The following is a 19,260-nucleotide window of genomic DNA, read 5'->3' as shown; positions in this document are numbered from 1 at the left end:
CTTCAACGACCAAAAGAGGACAGATTGATTTTCCAGAAAATAGATCTGTCCCCTTTAAAGAAGAGATTTTTCTGCAAAGTATCGACTGGGCACTTCTCCCAGCAAGTGCTTGAAAGCCGTTGTGAATGCACTCGAGCTGCTATAGCCCAACATCATCGCGACCTGTGTGATCGACTGACCTTTTCCCAACTGTACAACCGCAGAGAGCAGGCAGGCCTGCTGTCGCCATTCGATGTAACTGATGCCCGTGTGCACGCGAAACTGTCGGGTAAAGGTTCGGCGGCTCATGCCTGCACGTTGGGCCATTTCGTCGATACCCACCTCCAGCGAGGGCTGGGTCAGAAATTCGCGGCATACCCGCGCAAGACGCGGTTCTGTCGGCAACGGCGCGTTGAGCGACAGCGCAGGCATCCCGGCAATTTCATGTAGCAGTAATCCCATCAGATGACCGTCGCGCCCCTGAGTGGAATAGCGCGCAGGTACATCGATTGCCTTCAGCAACAACTGGCGCAACAACGGCGATACGTCCAACACCTGACACTGATCCGCCAGCCCGAGACGCTGCGCCGCATGTTTGCGGATATAGGTGTTGTGGAGCGTGACAGGGCCGCGCATCTGCATGGAATGAGGCAGTTGCGCCGGGACCCAGATGCCGCGCTGAGGCGGGACGACCCAGTTGCCGTGATCGGTAAAGACGGTGATGACGCCACTGGCAGCATACGCAAACTGTCCACGCGGGTGGTCGTGCAACGGGAACAGCGTTCCGTCCGCGTAGTCACGTACGGTCACGACGGCATCGCGGGGTGTGTTCTGGTAGGTCGGTACGGTTTTTTCGCGCATGGCCCGATATTAATGAAAGTTGGCCTGTGACTGAAAGCAGGCCAGGTCGATTGCTTGCATATTTCTCCTGGCACGAGCATTTCCGCTATGCGCTGGGGAAACACTGAATATGCAAAAGAAGCACTTTTTACTCGCCGTCCTGGTAACGGCTGTCTGGGGATTGAACTTCCCCGTCACCAAGCTCGGGCTGGCCGGTATCGACCCTCTGCTGTTGACGGCGTTGCGTTTCGCACTGGCAGCGTTGCCCTGGGTGTTTTTCGTCAAGCGTCCGCAGGTTGCCTTCGGATGGATCGCGGCCTATGGACTGATCTTCGGTGTCGCGATGTGGGCGTTGATCAATCAGGGGATCGCATGGGGCGTACCGCCGGGTAGCGCGTCGTTGCTGATCCAGTTCAGCGCGTTTTTCACGCTGGGCTGGGGCGTGCTCTTCTTTGGAGAACGCTTGGGACGGCTTCAGTTGATTGGCAGTGTGTTGGCGGCTGCAGGACTGGTGGGGATCGTCTTGTGCAGTCCCGGCGATGTACCGAGGGCCGGTTTTGCCCTGGTGATTGGCAGCGCAGTGGCCTGGAGCATGGGCAACGTGATCATCAAGGTTTCCAGAGTGCGTGAAATCTTTGCCTTCGTCGTCTGGGCGAGTCTGTTTCCACCCATCCCGCTCTTGCTGTTGACGTGGCTGCTACACGGTTCTGCTCCTTTCAATGCGCTGCCTTCGCAACTGAATGGCATGACGCTGTTTTCACTCGCGTTCCAGGTGTACGCCGCGACGCACTTCAGTTACTGGGGATGGAACCTGCTGTTGCGTGAATACCCGGTTTCGCGCGTGGCACCGTTGTCGCTGCTGATTCCGGTATTTGGCATCGTCAGTTCGACGGTCATTCTCGGCCAACACCCTGGCCCCTTTGATTGGGCGTTTATCTTGCTGGTTCTACTGGCGCTGGCCTTGGGTTCAGTGAAGTTGCCCTTCACTCAACAGCGTTCGGCTGCGCAAGTGTCCACATCCCGCTGAGGATCTGCGCTTTCAGCCGGTTTAACCGCATCAGGCACTCGGCTGCACCGGTTTGGCCAACTCAATCCCCGCCGCCCCCAGCCGCTTGAGAATCTCGAACAACAGATCGCTTTTGGTCTTGCCGACAATCCGCGGGCTGTCGACGTAACCGGTCACGGTCAGGGTGATGCCATCGGGCGACAGTTTGCTGAAACGCACGAACGGCGCCGGTTTGCCGAGGATGGTTTCGTGCTCTTTGTAGGTGTCGAGCAACAGGTTTTTGACCTGTTCGGGATCGATATCCAGCGGGAACATCAGCTCCAGCGTCGCCACGCCCTGGGCACTGCCGCCGAGGGTGACGTTGCGCAGGTTCTGCGAGATCAGTTGCGAGTTGGGGACGATCACGATGGAGCGGTCGCTGAGCTGGATCTCCGTGGCGCGCACGTTGATCCGGCGGATGTCGCCCTCGACGCCGCTGATGCTGATCAGGTCGCCGACCTTGACCGGACGCTCGGTGAGCAGGATCAGGCCGGAGACGAAGTTCTTCACGATCTCCTGCAAACCGAAACCGATCCCCACCGACAGGGCGCTGACGATCCACGCCAGATTGGTCCACTTCACGCCCAGCGAAGACAGCGTCAGCAACACCACCAGCGCATAACCGATATTGGAAAACAGCGTGCTGAGGGAGGCGCACATGCCCGGGTCCATGTCGGTCTTGGGCAGGAATTCGTTGTCCAGCCAGCGGCGCAGGGCACGAATCAGGTAAATGCCGATCAGCAGCGCGAGCACCGCGTTGAGCAAATGCCCGGGAACAATGTTCAGTTTGCGCAGGCCGGCGCCACCGAGAATCGCGCCGATGTTGGTGGCCAACTGGCCAAGGGTGGTGCCGATGCCGCCGACGAACAGAGTGATCACCGCCAGCAGCAACAATGCGGCGCGGCCCACGCCGGCCAGCAGGGTCGAGGCTTGTTCGAGGCGCCGGTCGCCGACCCCCAGCAGTTGCTTCAGTGCCTTGCCGCTGGAGTGGCGGGGCGAGAAGAAGTATTCGCAGCTGTCCTTGAGCAACTGCATCAGCAGGTAGAAACCGGAAAACACGATAAACGCCCACACCAGTTCGTAGGTGATGAACCGGGCCAGCGATACATATCCCGTCAGCAATGCGCCCAGGGAAATGACCATCGCCAGTGTTGCAATGGTGTAGACCACGCCGGCGAACGTGTTGCCCGTCACCTGCGCATCCCCGGCCGCTGCCAGTGCCTTGCGCACCTTGCCGACGCGCATCAGCAGCACCGTGACGATGCCCAGCACCACCAGCGCAATCACGCCCCGGCCGGTGATCACGATCTGGCTGCTCATGCCGGACGCGTTGCTGACCTGCACCGCCGTCACCAGCACCAGCAGCGTGGCGGACAGGATCCGGGCGAACGGCTTGAGCGTCTGTGCCACCGGCTCGGCAATCACCGGCAGCCGCCACGACGGATGCTCGGTGGACAGCAACGCGCGGCTCAGGCCGGTGATCATCACGCAGGCATACACCACTTTCTGGAACTCGTCGGAAAACGTTGCCAGCATCGGTGGCAACGGCACATGCCGCGTGCAGGCGTAATACAGCAGCTCCAGTGCGATGGCCGTGGTCGCGAGGGTGGCCAGCGCCGAGGCAAACGCCAGCGAACTGCGGCGCAGCCGTCCTTCCGGCATGCGATGAATGCACACCCACGCCAGCCAGCGGTCAGCGAGCCGGCGACCCAATGTCCAGATGATGAAGGCCAGCACCACCAGCACACTGGTGTAGAACCGTTGCCCCGGTTGCCAGGCTTCGGTGCCGGTTTCCTGGATCTGATCGACGAATGAACGCAGGCGCTGACGATCGTCAGGGTCGGGATCGACCAACGGTGCCCAGAAGCCGGGGCTCAGGATGCTGTCGGTGCCGAGGGTCAGCTCGCTTTCGAGCAACGTACGGCGAATGCTGGCAATTTGTGTGATCAGGTCGGTGGCGTTCTGCTTGAGTGTCGCCAGGTTCTTCAGGGCGGTGTCGACTTTGGTCTTCTGCTCGATCAGCGTCGCCCGTTGTGCGGCGATATCGGCCTGTTCAGCGGCCACCGTTTCCGCCGGCGTCGCCCCCAATACGCCCAGTTGCACGGTCAGTTGTGCCTGCTGCGGCAGCAGCGACGCCGACAACCGGTCGATGTCCAGAATGAACATCTGCACCCGATCCTGCGGGCCTTCGAGCTGGTTGTAGTTGTTGGCGGACGAGATCTGCTGCTTGAGGCCATCGAGGCGTTGTTGCAACGCTTGCAGATCGTTTTGGCCGACCCCGGGAAGCGGGGCGCCGATGTCGATTGCGCTCGACAAGTCAGCGGCCGACACGCTTGTCAGGCCCGGGCCGAGCAGGGTCAGAGCGACGAATACCAATGACATCAATGCATTGCGCATGGGACTGGCTGATTCCGGTTGATCACACAATCAATGAGGTTAGGTGATCAGGCGCCTGCTGCATCATTTTCTGCTGCTAATCCTGGCTTAATGCGTGTCCGGTGATATCGCCGGGCATCGAATTGAAAGCACTCTTTTTCGCGACTAAACTCCCGGCCATGAAACGCTATCTGCGGTTTTGTCTTATCTTCCTGATCAGCCTGGCGCTTCCCCTCAGCGGGATGGCGGGCGTGCAGGCGCCGACAGAACCCTGCCCGATGCAAGCCATGGGCATGGCGATGATGGACGGCATGAACATGGATTGCTGCAAGGACATGAAAAGTCCTGCCGACCATGGCACTCCCTGCAAGCCAGGCCAGGAGTGCAAGACCGGCGGCGTGCTGCAGGTCTCGATCCTCAAGCCGCCCGTCACTGTGTTCAGCCCCGTGACGCTTTCATTCTTCAGTGATTCCCTGCCTGTAGCGACCCCGTCCGGGGTCTGGCGACCGCCCCGCGTCTGATTCCTGTCTCCCTTCGAAGCTCATTCCGCCCAGGCGGAGTGGATTGGCTGTGCGTGTGTTTTTCACCGCGCGCAGCGGACGATCACAGGAATCGTAAACATGAAATTCAAGTGCAATTGCACGGGATGGCCGTTGGTGGCCAGTTTCGCGGCAAGCGTGCTGGCGTGGCCGGGTTTTGCGGCTGCGTTGACACTCGATGAAGCGCTGCGGCTGGCGGAAACCCATGCGCCGTCGCTGAATGCGCAAGATGCAAAAATCCAGGCCGCCAGCAGCGCCGCCATCCCGGCGGGGGAGCTGCCCGATCCGAAACTGGTGCTGGGCGTGCAGAACTATCCCGTCGGCGGCCCGGATCGCTACAGCCTCGACCAGGACTTCATGACCATGCAAATGGTCGGCTGGCGCCAGGACATGCCCAACGGCGACAAGCGCAAGGCGCGCATCGAGGTCGCCGACGCGGCCATTGAACGTGCGGCGGCGGAGCGTCGCGTCGAGCGCCTGAAAGTCCGTCAGGCCACGGCACTGGCCTGGATCGGCAGTTATTCGGTCGAGCGCAAACAGGGTTTGCTTCAGGACTTCTACAAGGAAAACCGTCTGCTGACCGACACCGTCCGGGCGCAGATCGCCGGCGGCCGCGCGCAACCTGCCGACGCCGTGACGCCGAAGCAGGAGGCCGCCCGACTGGCGGAGCAGGAAGACAACCTGACACTGGAGCGCACCCAGGCCCGAGCGGCCCTCAAACGCTGGATCGGTGCGGCCGCCAACGACAAACCCGAAGGCAACTTGCCGCAATGGTCGGTCGAGCCCGCCACCTTCAACCATCAACTGCAACACCATCCCGAACTGGCCGCGTTTGCGCCCATGACTCGCGAAGCGCAGGCAAAGGTGCAAGAGGCGGTGTCCGAGAAAAAGTCCGACTGGAGCTGGGAAGTGGATTACCAGCACCGTGGCCGAGAGTTTGGCGACATGGTCAGCGTGCAGTTCTCCTGGGATTTGCCGTTGTTTCCCGAGACGCGGCAGAACCCGAAAATCGCCGCCCGACAAGCCGAACTCAGCCAGCTGGAAGCCGAGCGCGAAGCCCTGTCCCGTGAGCACACCGAGCAATTGGAAAACCAGTTGGCCGACTACGCGCGGCTCGACCGGGCGCTACTGCGCAGTCAGCAAAGCCTCGTGCCGCTGGCCAAAGAGAAGGTCGACTTGAGCCTGGCCAGTTATCGCGCGGGCAAGGGCGATCTGAACGCGGTGGTCAGCGCCCGCCGGGAACTCATTGAGGCTCGCTTCAAACAGATCGACGTGGAAGAACAGCGCGCACTGACCGCTGCACGTCTGCATTTCGCTTATGGGGAGACCCGCCTGTGAACCGACCCAATTTCAATGGCTTCTGGCTGGCCGGTCTCGCCCTCGCAGTGGGCGTTGCCGCAGGCTACGGCGTGGCTTATCAGCGCATGAACGGCGAACCCGGCGCAGCTCCGGAGCAGGGCGCCACATCGAAAGCCTTGTACTGGTACGACCCGATGTATCCGCAGCAGAAGTTCGATAAACCGGGCAAGTCGCCCTTCATGGACATGCAACTGGTACCGCGATACGCCAGCGAAGGCGCTGGCAATGCGACGGTCAGCATCGATCCGGGCCTGACCCAGAATCTGGGCTTGCGCACGGCAAAGGTCACGCGCGGGGCCATTGCCTCCAGCCTCGATGTGACGGGCGTACTGGCGTTCAACGAGCGGGATGTGGCGGTGATCCAGACGCGTACCAGCGGGTTTGTCGAACGGGTTTATGCCCGGGCACCGGGGGATGTGTTGGCGGCAGGCGCGCCGTTGGCAGACATTCTCGTACCGGACTGGGCGGCGGCGCAGACCGAGTTTCTCGCCCTCAAGCGCAGCGGCGACCGGGACCTGATCGCAGCGGCGCGCCAGCGTTTGCAACTGACCGGCATGCCATCGAACCTGATTGTCCAGGTGGAGCGCAGTGGCAAGGTCCAGCCGAACCTGACCGTCACCAGCCCGGTGGGCGGCGTGTTGCAGGAGCTCAACGTGCGCACCGGCATGACCGTGGCGAACGGCGAAACACTGGCGCGGATCAACGGCCTGGGCAGTGTCTGGCTCGCCGTGGCAGTGCCGGAATCGCAGACCGGTTCAATCACCGAAGGGCAGTCCATCGAAGCGCGACTGCCGGCGTTTCCCGGCACCGTGTTCAACGGCAAGGTCAGCGCGATTCTGCCGGACACCAACCCCGACAGCCGCACCCTGCGCGTACGGGTCGAACTGGCCAACGCTGATGGACGCTTGCGGCCGGGGATGACCGCACAAGTGCGGCTGAACCACCCAACCGGGCAAGACAACCTGTGGGTGCCGACCGAAGCGGTCATCCGCACCGGCAAGCGCGCGTTGGTCATGCTCGCTGAAGAGGCGGGGCACTACCGCCCGGTAGAGGTACGTCTCGGTCAGGAAAGCGACGGCAAAACGGTGATCCTCAAAGGTCTGGAGGAAGGGCAGGAAGTGGTGACGTCCGGCCAGTTCCTGCTCGATTCCGAGGCCAGTCTCAAGGGCATCGTCGCCGAGCCGCTTGAGGTCGACGGGAACGCCTCGGGGAGCCAGCCATGATCGCCGCGCTGATTCGCTGGTCCGTGGCCAATCGCTTTCTGGTGCTGTTGGCGACGCTATTTGTCACGGCCTGGGGTGTGTGGTCGGTGCAGAGCACGCCGATCGATGCGCTGCCGGATCTGTCCGACGTGCAGGTGATCATCCGCACGCCGTACCCCGGACAGGCGCCGCAGATCGTCGAGAACCAGGTGACCTATCCGCTGACGACCACCATGCTCTCGGTGCCGGGGGCGAAAACCGTACGCGGTTATTCGTTTTTCGGTGACAGCTTCGTGTACGTGCTGTTCGAGGACGGCACCGATCAGTACTGGGCGCGCTCGCGGGTGCTGGAATACCTGAGCCAGATCCAGAGTCGCCTGCCGGCCAGTGCCAAACCGGCGTTGGGACCGGACGCCACCGGGGTCGGCTGGATCTATCAGTACGCGTTGGTGGATCGCAGTGGCCAGCACGATCTGGCGCAGTTGCGCGCGTTGCAGGACTGGTTCCTCAAATTCGAGCTCAAGACCCTGCCCAACGTCGCCGAAGTCGCCACCCTCGGCGGCATGGTCAAGCAGTATCAGGTGCAGCCCGACCCGGTGCGGCTGGCCAGTCTCGGCATCACCCTGGCGCAGGTGCGTGAGGCCATCGGCAAAGCCAATCAGGAAACCGGCGGTGCCGTGCTGGAAATGGCCGAGACCGAGTTCATCGTGCGGGCCTCCGGCTACCTGAAGAGCCTCGACGATTTCCGGGCGATCCCCCTCAAACTCGGCGCCAGTGGAGTGCCGGTGACTTTGGGCGATGTCGCGACGATCCAGACCGGGCCGGACATGCGCCGCGGCATCACCGAGCTGGACGGCCAGGGCGAGACCGTCGGTGGCGTGGTGATCCTGCGCAGCGGCAAGAACGCCCGCGAGACCATCGCGGCGGTCAAGGCCAAGCTCGACGACATGAAAAACAGCCTGCCGCCCGGCGTGGAGATCGTCACCACTTACGATCGCAGCAAGCTGATCGACCGCGCCGTCGATAACCTCAGCCACAAACTGCTCGAAGAGTTCATCGTCGTCGCGCTGGTTTGCGGGATCTTCCTCTGGCATTTGCGCTCTTCATTGGTGGCGATCATCTCGTTGCCGGTGGGTGTGCTGATCGCTTTTATCGTGATGCGCCATCAGGGGCTGAACGCCAACATCATGTCGTTGGGCGGGATTGCCATCGCCATCGGCGCGATGGTCGATGCGGCCGTGGTGATGATCGAGAATGCCCACAAGAAAATCGAAGCGTGGCACGCGGCCAATCCGGGACAGGAACTCAAGGGCGAGCGCCATTGGCAGGTGATGACAGACGCGGCAGCGGAAGTGGGGCCGGCGCTGTTTTTTTGCCTGTTGATCATCACGCTGTCGTTCATTCCGGTGTTTACCTTGCAGGCGCAGGAAGGGCGGCTGTTCGGTCCGCTGGCGTTCACCAAGACTTACGCCATGGCGGCGGCAGCGGGGTTGTCGGTGACGCTGGTGCCGGTGCTGATGGGCTACTGGATCCGTGGACGGATTCCGGATGAGCGACGCAACCCGCTCAACCGCTGGCTGATCCGGATCTACCAGCCGGCGCTGGATGCGGTGTTGCGCCGACCGAAATTCACCTTGCTGGTGGCGCTGCTGGTGTTCATCAGCGCGGTGTGGCCGATCTCCAGGCTCGGTGGCGAGTTTCTCCCGCCGCTGGACGAGGGCGATCTGCTGTACATGCCATCGGCCTTACCGGGACTGTCGGCGCAAAAAGCCTCGCAGTTGCTGCAGCAGACTGATCGGCTGATCAAGACCGTGCCCGAAGTCGAGCATGTGTTCGGCAAGGCCGGCCGTGCCGAAACCGCCACCGATCCGGCACCGCTGGAAATGTTCGAAACCACGATCCAGTTCAAGCCCCACGAGCAATGGCGCCCGGGCATGACCCCGGAAAAACTCGTGGAAGAACTGGACCGCGTGGTGAAGGTGCCGGGCCTGACCAACATCTGGATTCCGCCGATCCGTAACCGCATCGACATGCTCGCCACCGGGATCAAAAGTCCCATCGGCGTGAAAGTCGCCGGCAACGATCTGGCCCAGATCGACGCGGCGACTCAAGCCGTCGAACGCGTGGCCAAAGAGGTGCCCGGTGTCAGCTCAGCGCTGGCCGAACGCCTGACCGGTGGCCGCTACATCGACGTCGATATCGATCGCAACGCCGCAGGTCGCTATGGGCTGAACATCAGTGATGTGCAGTCGATCGTCGCCGGTGCCATTGGCGGCGAGAACATCGGGGAAACCATCGAAGGACTGGCACGCTTCCCGATCAACATCCGTTACCCGCGAGAGTGGCGTGACTCGCCCGGTGCTCTGGAGCAACTGCCGATCTACACGCCTTCGGGCAGTCAGGTCACCCTCGGCATGCTGGCGAAGATCAAGGTCACGGACGGCCCGCCGATGCTCAAGAGCGAAAACGCCCGACCGTCCGGCTGGGTGTACATCGACGTGCGGGGCCGGGACATCGCTTCGGTGGTGGCTGATCTGCGCCGCGCGGTCAGCGAACAGGTCAAGTTGCAGCCGGGCATGAGCCTGAGCTACTCGGGGCAGTTCGAGTTTCTCGAACGGGCCAACGCTCGCCTGAAACTCGTGGTGCCGGCCACGCTGCTGATCATCTTTGTGCTGCTCTACCTGACCTTCGCCCGCTTCGATGAGGCGCTGCTGATCATGGCCACGTTGCCATTCGCCCTGAGCGGCGGTGCGTGGTTTCTCTACCTGCTGGGCTACAACCTGTCGGTCGCCACCGGGGTTGGCTTCATTGCGCTGGCCGGTGTTTCTACCGAGTTCGGCGTGATCATGTTGCTCTACCTGAAAAACGCTTGGGCTGAACGCGAAGACCTCGGCGATCGCACCGAGCGCGGACTGGTCGCAGCGATTCGCGAAGGCGCCGTGCAGCGCGTACGCCCCAAAGCCATGACCGTGGCCGTGATCATCGCCGGTCTGTTGCCGATTTTACTGGGCAGCGGCACCGGCAGCGAAGTCATGAGCCGCATCGCCGCGCCCATGGTCGGCGGCATGGTCACGGCGCCCTTGTTGTCCCTGTTCGTCATCCCGGCGGCGTATCGGTTGATGCGCCGCCGTCACTTGTCCGTTGAAACCCTCCAACCTGAAGGAAAAACCTCATGAAACTGATCCCGATCACTGTTGCCGGCACGCTGGTTGCGTTTGCATTGACTGCCCACGCCGACGACATGCCCGGCATGAAGATGGACGACATGCAGGGCATGCAGATGCAGCCCGCCACTCAACAGGCTCCGGCCGCGAATGCCGAAGGCACGATCAAGGCCATCGATGCCACGAAGCACACTGTGACCATCGCTCATGGTGCGGTTGCGGCGTTGCAGTGGCCGCCGATGACCATGGGGTTTGCGGCAACTGAGGAACAGTTGGCCGGGTTGGCGGTGGGGGACCGGGTGAAGTTTTCGTTCCGGATGGAGGGCAGCAAAGCGACGCTGGTTTCGATCAGCCAGTAAGGCTGTGAAGTAAAAAAAACCGGCGCGAATCATCGCGCCGGTTTTTATTCAGGTTTTCAGATCGAGCGCTGATTGACCCGCTGCATCAGTTCCTCCGCCGACTCCTTGCGCTCCGAGTAGCGATCCACCAGGTCCGGGCGATCACGCAGCAACAGCGTGAATTTCACCAGTTCCTCCATCACGTCGACCACCCGGTCGTACAGCGCCGAAGGCTTCATGCGATTGCCTTCGTCAAACTCCAGATACGCCTTGGGCACCGACGACTGATTGGGGATGGTGAACATGCGCATCCAGCGGCCCAGCACGCGCAGTTGATTGACCACGTTGAACGATTGCGAACCGCCGCAGACCTGCATCACCGCCAGGGTCTTGCCCTGGGTCGGGCGCACCGCACCGAGCGCCAGCGGCACCCAATCGATCTGCGCCTTGAACACCGCCGACATCGCACCGTGCCGTTCGGGCGAACACCAGACCTGGCCTTCGGACCATTGCATCAGCTCGAGCAGTTCCTGGACTTTCGGATGGTCGCCGGGCGCATCGTCCGGCAGCGGCAAGCCCGAGGGGTTGAAGATCCGCGTCTCGGCTCCGAAGTGCTCCAGCAGTCGCGCGGCTTCTTCCACCAGCAAACGACTGAAGGAACGTGGGCGGGTCGAGCCGTACAACAACAGAATGCGTGGCTTGTGGAGGCCGTCGTCGCGGGTGGTTTTCTGAATCAGTGATGGATCGAGGTTGGGCAGGTCGGTCATGACGGCTCCGGTCACAGCGTGCTGATGCGGTCGAGCTCGCGCTTGAGGGCATCGCGGTCGAGTTGGGCGAAGGGCAGGGCGAGGAAGGCCCGGCAGCGGGTTTCGATCCGGGCGAGGGTCCCGTGGAAGGCTGCGTTGACGGCGGCTTCATCGCCGCGCACCTCCGACGGATCCTCCAGCCCCCAATGGGCCTTCAAGGCCGGGCCGAAGTAGACGGGGCAGGCTTCGCCGGCAGCCTTGTCGCACACGGTGATGACAATGTCCGGCGGGTTGTCTTCGAAGGCGTCGTTGCCCTTGCTGCTCAACCCGGCGATGGAAATGCCGGCCTCCTGCAGCGTGGTCAGGCTGCGCGGCAGCACCTGGCCCTTGGGGAAACTGCCGGCGCTGACCGCTTCGAAACCTTGCGGCGCAAGGTGATTGAACATCGCTTCGGACAGAATGCTGCGGCAGCTGTTGGCGGTGCACATGAATAGAACGCGCATGTTCGGTCCTCAGCAGCAGGCGGATGTATTGAGCGGGCGGTCACCCATGGCATCGAGCCGGGCGCTGTTTTCTTCCAGCCACTCGGTGTTGGCGGCCAGGGTGGTTTCAAGCAGTGTGCGGATCCACGCTGGCAGGTCAGGGTTGAGCCGGTAATAAACCCACTGGCCCTGACGGCGATCCAGCAGCAAGCCGCAGGTGCGCAACTGCGCGAGATGGCGGGAAATCTTTGGCTGACTGTCGTCCAGCGCGCAGACCAGTTCGCAGACACACAGCTCACCTTCACGGGTGATCAGCAGCGTGGCCCGGGCGCGGGTTTCGTCGGCGAGGCATTTGAAAACGGAGGCGGGATTGAACATGACAATGCCTTCAATACATATGGTTGTCCGAATATACGGATTTCCATATGTATTGGGCAAGCCTCTTGTTTAATGAACTCTGCGGAAACGCTGTCAGAGAGGATCACGCAAGGTAAGGGGCCAGGATGTCGTGCAGTGGACGGGCAAGGGCGAGCGTCCGTTTGACTGTTGTCAGTTCCGAACCTGCCAGACGCTTGCTGCCCAGTCTGCAGAAAACACCGCCCGGATCGATGTGCAGCGAAAACAGTCCGATGACCTCGTTCCCAATGACTTTTACGATCAACTCCATGAAGGCTTCATGCGGTGTGCTGGCGGTCAGGTAGGTGAACTCCTCAACGGTAGCGCTGCCCGCCCAAGACACCTCATCCCAGGCCAGACGATCCAGGTGTATGAAGTTTTGCTGCGTCTGCAAATCCTCCACAAGCGCTCGCAATACATTCACAAACCGCTCACAGGTAAGGATTTCGAGTTCGTATCGATAAAGGCCTGAGGGGGCAGTGCCGACGACTTTGGCGGTCAGGAGGTAGCTCTGCGCAATTTCCGAAGGCTGTCCATCCCAGCCATTCAGGTCGGATACCGGCGGGCACCAAATGACCTGAATTGTTTCGCTGGTGCGGATCAGTTCGCTTTGATCAAAACGGGCCGATGTGGTTTGGCCAACACGTGGCAATAAGTCGTGGAGGTGGAGTACCGGGGCACTGTAATCGATGCCGGAGTCCTGTGACCAGAATGTGGGGAAGTGGATTTTCATGGGGTGATCGTAGTCCATCATGTGGCTCTCGGGTCTTCATCAGCCGGTAAAACGCTTACCAGGTTATCGCCAGCCCAGGCGCTGGCTGAAGGCCAGATGCTCGCCAATCCACAACCCGCGAGGGTGACTTTTTCGGGGTGAGTGATAGCATGTGGCCTTCATTGCGAAACAACGCGTGCTTTGACTTGGTCGACTGCCAGGACATCAAGTTTTCATCTTCAATCAATGCAGATTTATCAATGATCAAGATTGCGATACCGACGTTTATCCTGCTGCTGTGCCTGCAGGGTTGTGCAGAGATGCCTGCGTATTCGAACGTACAGTCCGGTGAGCCGAGCGACGAAACCCGTTACACCGTCGTCGAAACCGATACCTATGCCGGAAGGCCTCAGCGCTCCTGGGGGGACGGCGAGCCAAACCTGAACATCATTAGAATCAACGACAAGAAAGTGGGGAACATTCCATTCTCCACTTACTATTACAAGAATGACTCGCCTCAGCGTGCTGTGCTGATCCCGGGGAAGTACACGATTCAACTGGAATACAATCTGCCGTTGCAGTTCCTGTTTGCCGATCTGGAGTTCGAAGGCAAACCCGGTCAAAAGATCATCGCCCGTTCGCAATATGTGGGTCTCAACCGATTGGAAATATGGTTGGAAGACGCGGCTACCGGTGAAATCGTTGGTAAGCGTGTGCACTGACAAGGTTAAAGCGATGGCTGTGAAATAACGCGCTTTCAGCGATTGAACGAAGAGGGGGATTTTGAATACTTATTCAAAATCCCCTTCTTGTTTTTTGACCCCGTAAGTTCGGGCGACTCAGCGCTTGCTGAAGGCCAGTCGCGCCGCAAACAGCACGAAAATCATCCCGGTGGTGCGATCCATCCAGCGAATCACTTTCTCCCGTCGCAGAAAACCGGACAGCGGTTGCGTCGCGCCGATCAACACCAGCGACCAGATCAGCCCGAGCACCACATGAATGCTCACCAGCCCGAACGTCCAGGGCACAAGCGGCTGCCCTTGCGGAATGAACTGCGGCAGAAACGACACGTAGAAAATCCCGATCTTCGGATTGAGCACATTCCCCAGCATGCCCTTCAGAAACCAGTTGGCCCCCGGCTTGCCGTTGGCTTCGGCGGGAGCCAGCGAGCGGCGAGGGCGCAACAACATGTTCAACCCGAGCCACGCCAGATACGCCGCACCGCAGTACTTCAACAGGTTGTAGGCCAGCTCCGACACCGCAATCAACGCCCCGAGGCCGAACGCCACCGCCGCACCCCACAACAGGCAACCGGCGTTGATGCCCAACGCAGCGCGCAAGGCCTGTTGCTTGCCTTCGACGGTGGCGGTGCGCAGGACAAGTGCGGTGTCGAGACCGGGTGTCAGCGTCAGCAGTGTGGCGGCGAAAGTGAAGGCGAGGAGGTTGTCGGCGATGGACATGGCACGTGGGTTTCCTGTTCTGGATGGGGGAACGGTAGCGGTTTCAGGCGGGGGGATCCAGCAGGGAGATGAGGCGGGGTTCGATGGCGTCAGGTTGTATCTCAAGGATTGCCAGGGTGACCGGCCGTTTGAAACGCCGGGGACCGGCGCTGCCCGGATTGACGTAGAGCCGGTCGCCGCGCCATTCGATTCGGGGTTTGTGGGAGTGGCCGGTGATGATGAGTTTCACGTTGGGGTCGAGGTCAGTGGGGACGTCGGCGATGTCGTGGATGAGGAGGGTTGACCAGCCGTTGAGGTTTACGCTCAGGAGGTCGGGGAGGTCTTGGGCCCACGGACTGTTCAGATCGTTGTTGCCGCGCACTGCGTGGACGGGGGCGATTTCGGTCAGTTGCGCGAGGATGTCCGCGTTACCGATGTCGCCGGCATGGATGATCTGATCGCAGCCTTGCAACGCGGCCAGGGCTTCGGGGCGCAGGAGGTTGTGGGTGTCGGAGATGAGGCCGATCTTCATACGGAGCTCCGGGTTGAGTAGGGCCGGGATGCTGGCTTCCACCGAATTCAGCCTTTCGGCTCAGCGGGTTTCGCTATCTGTTCGCTTGTCAGATCACCTTGCAGTTCCCTGAGACCCGCTGGGCTTGAGTAGAGTTTTTCCATAGCCAGCACCTCGGTCAGTTGCTCCGGGGAAAGTGTCTTCTCTTCATTCTCAAGCTGCACGCGCATGGGGCCTGCCATGTCGTCAGGCAGCGTCTGTTTGAGCGCTACACGCAATAACCCGCAAGCCTTGCGCTTGTTCTTCTCGAAGCCTTGCCCGTTATCGAGATGAACTGCAAGGGTAACGAGCGAAACAGCATGTCCTTGAAGGGCCGCCTGCAACAACCAGCGATTCGCCAGTGGGTAGTTAACCGGCACATCAGTGCCACTGCTGTAGAGGTTGCCGAGGACGAACTGTGCCTTGGCGTCACCCTGTTCGGCCGCGCGGGTATACCAATGCAATGCGGCAGGCAGATCTTTGGGGATGCCTGTGCCAACGCCGTTGAAATAAGCCGCTCCCAGCATTCCGGATGCCTGGCTGTCGCCGGCAGTGGCCGCTTGGGTAAGTAGTTTCACGGCTTGTTGAGGGTCTGCTGAAACGCCGTGACCAAACAAGTAGAGGTTACCCAGTAATGTCAGAGCCTCGTTATCGCCTTGGGCGGCTGCTTTGCTGGCCCAGTTGAAAGCCTGCCGAGGGTCTGCTTCGACACCACTACCTCTGTAATACAGGGTAGCGAGTTGACGTTGAGATTTGGCATGACCTTGTTCTGCGGCCTTGCGAAACCATGTAGCGGCCTGGGTAAAGTCCCTCGGTATTTCCAGGCCCGCAATGCTCGAAAACCCCATGAAATATTGGGCGTCTGCGTTCCCGTGCTCTGCCGATTCGCTTATCAACTGCAGGCCCTTGGGTCGATCAACGTCTACACCACGACCGTAATATTCAATGAGGCCGAGCTTGAATTGTGCGACAGGTTCTCCCTTTGCTGCTCCTCTCAAGTACCACTCTGCGGCTTTCCCAGGGTTGCGGCCACCGACCAGGCCTTCCTCATAGGCTGAGGCGATCAAGGTAGTGACGCTGTAAGGGCTTCGCCACAGCGTGATAAAGAAGGACACAACAATGAATGCAAGGATGCTGAAGAATAGAGCAATTGAAAACCGGCGCAATTTCGAATCCGTTCATAACGTGGTAAGCGGGGAGTGTATCGATGCTTTTTCGTACTGCCCAGTCTTACGGGTTCTAACCTGTTCTCCTCCATAGACAATATTTGGCGTTCACACTTTTCACTCATCCTGGACGTTGTGAACCGGTCATAAGCCTGAGAGGCTAGCGTGAGGTTTACCATCAGGACATACGGACATGAGCACGCCAAAAATTTTGATCACGGGGGCTTCGGGCCAGATCGGCAGAGCTTTCTGGACCGCGCGGGACGATAAATCCGATTTGCGCCTGGCCGATATAGACGTAGCAACACTTCCGGACTCGGCACAACGTTTCGCTCTCGATATCAGGGATCAGGCCAGTTGTCTCGAAGCCTGTGAAGGCATACACACCGTGATCCATCTCGCTGCTGATCCGAACCCGGACGCCGACTTCACGTCTTCTCTGCTGCCTGTGAATATTATCGGCACCTACAACATGCTGTTCGCCGCAAAAGCTCAAGGCTGCAAGCGTTTCATATTCGCGAGCAGTGCCCAGGCTATTGAGGGTTATCCGAAAGATGTCCAGATACATGAAGGGATGGCACCGAAACCAGGCAACCTTTACGGGGTCAGCAAAGCGTTTGGCGAAGCGCTGGCTTCGATGCATGCAAACGATGGTCAAATGACGACAATCGCGGTCCGTATTGCGAACGTAGCCAGATTTCACGCCGGAGAAACCCACAGCCCCCGGGACGTGGCCGCGTTTATCAGCTTCAGGGATGTCGTTGCGTTACTGGAGCGATGCGTCGAGGCCGAGCTGAGCGGATTCCATGTTGTCCATGGCGTCTCGGATAACCGCTACAAACGCCTTTCAATTGATCAGACCAAGAAAACCCTTGGGTACGCGCCGCTTGATGATTCATTCGAGATTCTGGAAGGGCGCGCTTGATCGAATTGGGTGCAGTGCTTGCGAGTTCGCCTGAGTGAATCAGGAACACATCTGACTGATGCGAAAGGAGTAAAAGGGTGGGGGGATTATTAAAAAAATATATCAACCCCCTTTTTCTTGTTGCCCGGCCGAGAGGTTATGTTATCTGACGAAACCCGCTGGCAAATACGTTGTGCTTACTGAAGGCCTTCTATGCAGACTGACCAAACCCGATTGCTCGCACTCACATTGCTTGAGATCAAGACGTTGCTGGGTGATTACCTGGGAAGTGATGTGGACGCACCAATGAGCGTTCGTATCGCGGCCCACCTTGCCTATGCCGTTCACAATGAAGCTGAGGCGGTGTACGGGCATGAGGATTTTCGGCTCGAATGCGCGGTCCGGAAAATCGCTGCGGTCGATGGGATTCTTGGGGTTTCGGAGGGGGCTGCATTGCTTGGCAGGTTTGGCGCCGAGGCCAAAAATACGATGGGTTAAATTCAGTTTGAATGATCGCTTGCGGCCAGAAACGGGATTCGATTTTGCTATTCACTCACTCATTCACTCCCGAGCGTGCGAAATTACCAGACCTTCAATTGCTCACAGAGGCAGGCTCATGACCTCCACCCTGGCAGTCTCGGATATCGCTGGTCCATGGAGTGGGGATGCCCCCACAGGACTCATTCAGCGTTGCAAGGAGGCCTGGGATACGCCTTTGGAGAGATTGAATGATCTTATGGTTGCTACTTTTTTGAATCAGAACATTGCCACCGAACAGATGCTCATCGAGGCGAAACGCCGCCTGAAAGACCAGGAACGAGATGAAACCGAGTACTTCGACGGCCAGCTCCTCGAAGCAATCGAACGTTTGAAACCCGGGAAGTAATTCTTCCCGACGGTTTGTTGTGTTCGACATCGGCTATTTATTTGGGGTTTTCTGAGTCACGCGACTGGCAGAGAACGGCCAAAAGCAGACGTTCGCGAGTGACTGGTTTCGACCCGAAACTGACAAAGGCTCGCCACTCACAGAGTCCGAAGTCCTCAAGATCCGTGACCAAGCCACGTGTGTTGCAGTTCCATTCGATGTCGCCTTTGACATGGAGAACGAACGTGGTTTCCGGGACTTAGTGGCCGAGGACTGCTGGAATGAATGGCAACGAGTACGGCTCTCAATGAAGAAACCCCTCTGACTTGCACTGAAATGAAAGGGACTGATTCTGAGAATTCCCCGCTTTTTCTTACAACAGATCAAGATGTCGGGAATTGAAGAGACCTGCATGGGTCGGCAGCTTGTATTGCGCCACACAAAAACAAGATTCCGATCCCATGCAGGCCATCCGATTCTGACACAACGCGCTCACCCAAGCGCTTTCGCCAGAACCAGGTTAAACGCCGCTGGCGTACCCCAGAGTACATCGGCCCAGGCACCGCTGCCGGGCGTCAGCAACTGGCGCAGGTGCTGCTCATGGAACGCCTTGCCCAGCGAATCGACGCGAAACGCCGCCACCCACTGCTCGCGCCCCAGCTGGTAGGCCTTGCCGAAATCTTCCCAACTGTCGAAACAGTCCTGCGCCCGCTGTGCATTGAGCAGCAGCACACGCCAGGCTAGGTCGGGCTCGAGCCAACGCATCAGCAGCGCACAACGGACCAGAAACGCCACCCGCACACAGGCAAAGGCCATGGCCGCACGCGGCTCATCGCCAACCTTCAGTGCCTGCAGATCGAGGCCGTACCATCGCTGTTCGAGGGTCGCATTGAAATGCGACCGCACCGCTTCGTCATTGCAATCGCTGCGTATCCCGGCCTGGTGCAGCAGCGCTGCCCGCACGATTGTCTGCGCTTGCTCGGTGAAGTGATCGCACGCCGGCGAGTAGAAGCCCTCGACGTCCATCGCATCGGCCATGGGCCTGGCCAGCAGCAGCGACCAGTGCCTGCGTTGGCTGAACAACTGGGCGCCACGCGGTCTGAATGCTCGCCACAACATCCAGGCTGAAACAACAACTGCGATAAGCAAAAACATGCC

Annotated in this window: 20 protein-coding genes; 10 read left to right on the top strand and 10 right to left on the bottom strand. The window is 59.9% G+C overall.

The genetic code is table 11. The annotated features are described in order from the left end of the window. Positions 1–54: 54 nt before the first annotated feature. On the bottom strand, positions 55–840 hold the full coding sequence (locus AC1RR7_RS07480) for an AraC family transcriptional regulator (RefSeq protein ID WP_493156912.1): 786 nt from the start codon (positions 838–840) through the stop codon (positions 55–57). 109 nt (positions 841–949) lie between these two features. Here AC1RR7_RS07480 and AC1RR7_RS07475 point away from each other — a divergent pair, with 109 nt between their 5' ends. Beyond that, positions 950–1,846, top strand: coding sequence for an EamA family transporter (locus AC1RR7_RS07475; RefSeq protein WP_493156911.1), 897 nt, complete (start codon positions 950–952; stop codon positions 1,844–1,846). Between the two features lie 30 nt (positions 1,847–1,876). Here AC1RR7_RS07475 and AC1RR7_RS07470 read toward each other — a convergent pair whose 3' ends face one another. Next, positions 1,877–4,261 carry a DUF3772 domain-containing protein gene (locus tag AC1RR7_RS07470; protein ID WP_493156909.1) on the bottom strand — a complete coding sequence of 795 codons (2,385 nt, stop codon included), beginning with the start codon at positions 4,259–4,261 and terminating at the stop codon, positions 1,877–1,879. A gap of 158 nt (positions 4,262–4,419) precedes the next feature. Here AC1RR7_RS07470 and AC1RR7_RS07465 point away from each other — a divergent pair, with 158 nt between their 5' ends. From AC1RR7_RS07465 to AC1RR7_RS07445, 5 genes are all read left to right on the top strand, one after another. Further along, positions 4,420–4,761, top strand: coding sequence for a hypothetical protein (locus AC1RR7_RS07465; protein WP_096821826.1), 342 nt, complete (start codon positions 4,420–4,422; stop codon positions 4,759–4,761). Between the two features lie 99 nt (positions 4,762–4,860). Continuing rightward, on the top strand, positions 4,861–6,117 hold the full coding sequence (locus AC1RR7_RS07460) for a TolC family protein (RefSeq protein ID WP_493156907.1): 1,257 nt from the start codon (positions 4,861–4,863) through the stop codon (positions 6,115–6,117). Beyond that, a complete protein-coding gene (locus AC1RR7_RS07455) occupies positions 6,114–7,361 on the top strand; it encodes an efflux RND transporter periplasmic adaptor subunit (RefSeq protein ID WP_493156905.1) in 1,248 nt (415 codons plus the stop codon). Before AC1RR7_RS07460 ends, AC1RR7_RS07455 begins: the two co-directional genes overlap by 4 nt. After that, complete coding sequence (locus AC1RR7_RS07450; protein WP_493156903.1) at positions 7,358–10,516, top strand: efflux RND transporter permease subunit; 3,159 nt, start codon at positions 7,358–7,360, stop codon at positions 10,514–10,516. Before AC1RR7_RS07455 ends, AC1RR7_RS07450 begins: the two co-directional genes overlap by 4 nt. Continuing rightward, entirely contained in the window at positions 10,513–10,863 is a 351-nt protein-coding gene (locus AC1RR7_RS07445) for a copper-binding protein (RefSeq protein ID WP_493156901.1), read from the top strand. The genes AC1RR7_RS07450 and AC1RR7_RS07445 overlap by 4 nt, the downstream gene beginning before the upstream one ends. 56 nt (positions 10,864–10,919) lie before the next feature. Here the strand turns inward: AC1RR7_RS07445 and arsH are convergent, their stop codons facing one another. The 4 genes from arsH to AC1RR7_RS07425 form a co-directional block, all read right to left on the bottom strand. Then, positions 10,920–11,609: an arsenical resistance protein ArsH gene (gene arsH / locus AC1RR7_RS07440; protein ID WP_102621627.1), complete on the bottom strand. Its 690-nt coding sequence runs from the start codon at positions 11,607–11,609 to the stop codon at positions 10,920–10,922. Positions 11,610–11,620: 11 nt separating this feature from the next. Beyond that, the gene (locus tag AC1RR7_RS07435) at positions 11,621–12,091 is read right to left on the bottom strand and encodes an arsenate reductase ArsC (protein WP_493156899.1); all 471 of its coding nucleotides are present in this window, start codon (positions 12,089–12,091) and stop codon (positions 11,621–11,623) included. A gap of 9 nt (positions 12,092–12,100) precedes the next feature. Next, entirely contained in the window at positions 12,101–12,448 is a 348-nt protein-coding gene (locus tag AC1RR7_RS07430) for a metalloregulator ArsR/SmtB family transcription factor (RefSeq protein WP_493156897.1), read from the bottom strand. A 103-nt stretch (positions 12,449–12,551) separates the two neighbouring features. Next, on the bottom strand, positions 12,552–13,220 hold the full coding sequence (locus AC1RR7_RS07425; protein WP_493156895.1) for a hypothetical protein: 669 nt from the start codon (positions 13,218–13,220) through the stop codon (positions 12,552–12,554). 218 nt (positions 13,221–13,438) lie between these two features. On the opposite strand from AC1RR7_RS07425, the gene AC1RR7_RS07420 reads away from it, so the two are divergent. Further along, the gene (locus AC1RR7_RS07420; RefSeq protein ID WP_096821712.1) at positions 13,439–13,900 is read left to right on the top strand and encodes a hypothetical protein; all 462 of its coding nucleotides are present in this window, start codon (positions 13,439–13,441) and stop codon (positions 13,898–13,900) included. 117 nt (positions 13,901–14,017) lie between these two features. Here the strand turns inward: AC1RR7_RS07420 and AC1RR7_RS07415 are convergent, their stop codons facing one another. Genes AC1RR7_RS07415 through AC1RR7_RS07405 form a run of 3 tightly spaced genes read right to left on the bottom strand, consistent with a single transcriptional unit; the run spans position 14,018 to position 16,333 of the window. Continuing rightward, positions 14,018–14,638 carry a LysE family translocator gene (locus AC1RR7_RS07415; RefSeq protein ID WP_096821713.1) on the bottom strand — a complete coding sequence of 207 codons (621 nt, stop codon included), beginning with the start codon at positions 14,636–14,638 and terminating at the stop codon, positions 14,018–14,020. 43 nt (positions 14,639–14,681) lie between these two features. Then, entirely contained in the window at positions 14,682–15,149 is a 468-nt protein-coding gene (locus AC1RR7_RS07410; RefSeq protein ID WP_493156893.1) for a metallophosphoesterase family protein, read from the bottom strand. A 47-nt stretch (positions 15,150–15,196) separates the two neighbouring features. Then, positions 15,197–16,333, bottom strand: coding sequence for a tetratricopeptide repeat protein (locus AC1RR7_RS07405; RefSeq protein ID WP_493156891.1), 1,137 nt, complete (start codon positions 16,331–16,333; stop codon positions 15,197–15,199). A gap of 193 nt (positions 16,334–16,526) precedes the next feature. Here AC1RR7_RS07405 and AC1RR7_RS07400 point away from each other — a divergent pair, with 193 nt between their 5' ends. The 3 genes from AC1RR7_RS07400 to AC1RR7_RS07390 all read left to right on the top strand — a co-directional run bounded on the left by AC1RR7_RS07400 (position 16,527) and on the right by AC1RR7_RS07390 (position 18,123). Then, positions 16,527–17,258 carry an NAD-dependent epimerase/dehydratase family protein gene (locus AC1RR7_RS07400; RefSeq protein ID WP_493156889.1) on the top strand — a complete coding sequence of 244 codons (732 nt, stop codon included), beginning with the start codon at positions 16,527–16,529 and terminating at the stop codon, positions 17,256–17,258. A 192-nt stretch (positions 17,259–17,450) separates the two neighbouring features. Continuing rightward, on the top strand, positions 17,451–17,735 hold the full coding sequence (locus AC1RR7_RS07395) for a hypothetical protein (protein ID WP_102621621.1): 285 nt from the start codon (positions 17,451–17,453) through the stop codon (positions 17,733–17,735). A 118-nt stretch (positions 17,736–17,853) separates the two neighbouring features. After that, positions 17,854–18,123, top strand: a complete 270-nt coding sequence (locus AC1RR7_RS07390) for a hypothetical protein (RefSeq protein WP_493073567.1) — start codon at positions 17,854–17,856, stop codon at positions 18,121–18,123. A gap of 471 nt (positions 18,124–18,594) precedes the next feature. Here the strand turns inward: AC1RR7_RS07390 and AC1RR7_RS07385 are convergent, their stop codons facing one another. Then, positions 18,595–19,257: a DUF1266 domain-containing protein gene (locus AC1RR7_RS07385; RefSeq protein WP_102621618.1), complete on the bottom strand. Its 663-nt coding sequence runs from the start codon at positions 19,255–19,257 to the stop codon at positions 18,595–18,597. Positions 19,258–19,260: the final 3 nt, after the last annotated feature.

Source organism: Pseudomonas sp. GW821-FHT11G12, assembly GCF_058808055.1.
The sequence above is the reverse complement of the archived record's forward strand: the minus strand, read 5'-3'. Positions and strand labels throughout refer to the sequence as shown.

Coding starts and splice junctions, on each gene's coding strand:
- AC1RR7_RS07420 (WP_096821712.1), top strand. CDS start 13,439: ATGATCAAGATTGCGATACCGACGTTTATCCTGCTGCTGTGCCTGCAG.
- AC1RR7_RS07430 (WP_493156897.1), bottom strand. CDS start 12,448: ATGTTCAATCCCGCCTCCGTTTTCAAATGCCTCGCCGACGAAACCCGC.
- AC1RR7_RS07470 (WP_493156909.1), bottom strand. CDS start 4,261: ATGCGCAATGCATTGATGTCATTGGTATTCGTCGCTCTGACCCTGCTC.
- AC1RR7_RS07480 (WP_493156912.1), bottom strand. CDS start 840: ATGCGCGAAAAAACCGTACCGACCTACCAGAACACACCCCGCGATGCC.
- AC1RR7_RS07425 (WP_493156895.1), bottom strand. CDS start 13,220: ATGATGGACTACGATCACCCCATGAAAATCCACTTCCCCACATTCTGG.
- AC1RR7_RS07400 (WP_493156889.1), top strand. CDS start 16,527: ATGAGCACGCCAAAAATTTTGATCACGGGGGCTTCGGGCCAGATCGGC.
- AC1RR7_RS07395 (WP_102621621.1), top strand. CDS start 17,451: ATGCAGACTGACCAAACCCGATTGCTCGCACTCACATTGCTTGAGATC.
- AC1RR7_RS07390 (WP_493073567.1), top strand. CDS start 17,854: ATGACCTCCACCCTGGCAGTCTCGGATATCGCTGGTCCATGGAGTGGG.
- AC1RR7_RS07465 (WP_096821826.1), top strand. CDS start 4,420: ATGAAACGCTATCTGCGGTTTTGTCTTATCTTCCTGATCAGCCTGGCG.
- AC1RR7_RS07385 (WP_102621618.1), bottom strand. CDS start 19,257: ATGTTTTTGCTTATCGCAGTTGTTGTTTCAGCCTGGATGTTGTGGCGA.
- AC1RR7_RS07410 (WP_493156893.1), bottom strand. CDS start 15,149: ATGAAGATCGGCCTCATCTCCGACACCCACAACCTCCTGCGCCCCGAA.
- AC1RR7_RS07450 (WP_493156903.1), top strand. CDS start 7,358: ATGATCGCCGCGCTGATTCGCTGGTCCGTGGCCAATCGCTTTCTGGTG.
- AC1RR7_RS07475 (WP_493156911.1), top strand. CDS start 950: ATGCAAAAGAAGCACTTTTTACTCGCCGTCCTGGTAACGGCTGTCTGG.
- AC1RR7_RS07445 (WP_493156901.1), top strand. CDS start 10,513: ATGAAACTGATCCCGATCACTGTTGCCGGCACGCTGGTTGCGTTTGCA.
- arsH (WP_102621627.1), bottom strand. CDS start 11,609: ATGACCGACCTGCCCAACCTCGATCCATCACTGATTCAGAAAACCACC.
- AC1RR7_RS07415 (WP_096821713.1), bottom strand. CDS start 14,638: ATGTCCATCGCCGACAACCTCCTCGCCTTCACTTTCGCCGCCACACTG.
- AC1RR7_RS07460 (WP_493156907.1), top strand. CDS start 4,861: ATGAAATTCAAGTGCAATTGCACGGGATGGCCGTTGGTGGCCAGTTTC.
- AC1RR7_RS07435 (WP_493156899.1), bottom strand. CDS start 12,091: ATGCGCGTTCTATTCATGTGCACCGCCAACAGCTGCCGCAGCATTCTG.